General features: G+C 53.0%; 1 protein-coding gene. It reads left to right on the top strand.

The features are described 5' to 3' along the window. Positions 1 to 387: hydrogenase small subunit (locus WCE05_RS26380; RefSeq protein WP_368816893.1), on the top strand; the 387-nt coding region annotated here is incomplete at both ends.

Genomic DNA, 387 nt, shown 5'->3' with positions numbered 1-387 from the left:
ATTATGGCCGCCGCAGGGCAACAAGCCGAGCAGGCGTTGGCGGATGTGATGCGTGAGTACAAAGGAAATTATATCGTTGCCGTGGAAGGTAACGCGCCGCTGAATGAAGATGGAATGTTTTGCATACTGGCTGGCGAGCCGTTCCTGGAAAAGTTAAAACGCGTCAGCGCGGATGCTAAAGCGATTATCGCCTGGGGGTCCTGCGCATCATGGGGCTGCGTGCAGGCAGCCCGTCCCAACCCAACTAAAGCCACGCCGGTTCACAAATTAATTACCGATAAAACCATTATTAAAGTGCCAGGCTGTCCGCCTATACCTGAAGTGATGTCCGCCGTTATCACCTATATGCTGGCATTTGATCGCATCCCTCCCCTTGATCGTCTTGGA

It is taken from the genome of Pseudomonas sp. I2 (assembly GCF_040984075.1).
Taxonomy (GTDB): domain Bacteria; phylum Pseudomonadota; class Gammaproteobacteria; order Pseudomonadales; family Pseudomonadaceae; genus Aquipseudomonas; species Aquipseudomonas guariconensis_B.
This window is presented reverse-complemented; position numbering and strand designations above follow the sequence as displayed.